The following is a 675-nucleotide window of genomic DNA, read 5'->3' on the forward strand; positions in this document are numbered from 1 at the left end:
GGGCTCGGCGCGAACGCGTGCACGGTCGACATCGACGAGGAGCAGGACAAGATCCTGCGCATCCGCCCGTTCCACTTCGACGAGCACCAGACGCCCGAGGAGCTGAACGCCTGGAAGCTCGAGGCGCGCGGCAAGACCTTCGAGCCGGGCTTCAAGACGCTCATCTCGCCGCTGTCGCTGTGCTACAAGAAGCGCGTGTACTCGAAGAACCGCATTCCCTATCCGATGAAGCGCGTGGACTGGGACCCGAACGGCGAGCGGCACCCCGAGACGCGCGGCACGAGCGGTTACGAGCGCATCAGCTGGGACGAGGCCGCGCAGATCGTGGCTGGCGAGATCAAGCGCATGCACGACGAGTACAGCCCCGAGGCCATCCTGTGCGAGATCGACGGCCACGGCGAGACGAAGGTCGTCCACGCAGCGCACGGCTGCATCACCCAGCTCCTCGACCTCTGCGGCGGCTTCACCCTGCAGGCCCGCCAGCCCGACAGCTGGGAGGGCTGGTACTGGGGCGCCAAGCACGTCTGGGGCATGGACCCGCTCGGCCAGCAGAACCAGCAGAACAACGTCATCAAGGATATCTCGGAGCACGGCGACGCGGTGCTCTTCTTGGGCTGCGACCCCGAGACCACGCCACTCGGCTGGGGCGGCTACATGGCGAGCCGCCTGTGCTAC

General features: G+C 67.1%; 1 protein-coding gene. It reads left to right on the forward strand.

Going from position 1 to position 675, the window contains the following annotated elements:
• Nucleotides 1–675, forward strand: a 675-nt coding sequence (locus C2L80_RS13510) for a molybdopterin-dependent oxidoreductase (RefSeq protein WP_154863670.1), incomplete at both ends; no start/stop codon positions are given.

The sequence above is a fragment of the Rubneribacter badeniensis genome, assembly GCF_002899695.1.
Taxonomy (GTDB): Bacteria; Actinomycetota; Coriobacteriia; order Coriobacteriales; family Eggerthellaceae; genus Rubneribacter; species Rubneribacter badeniensis.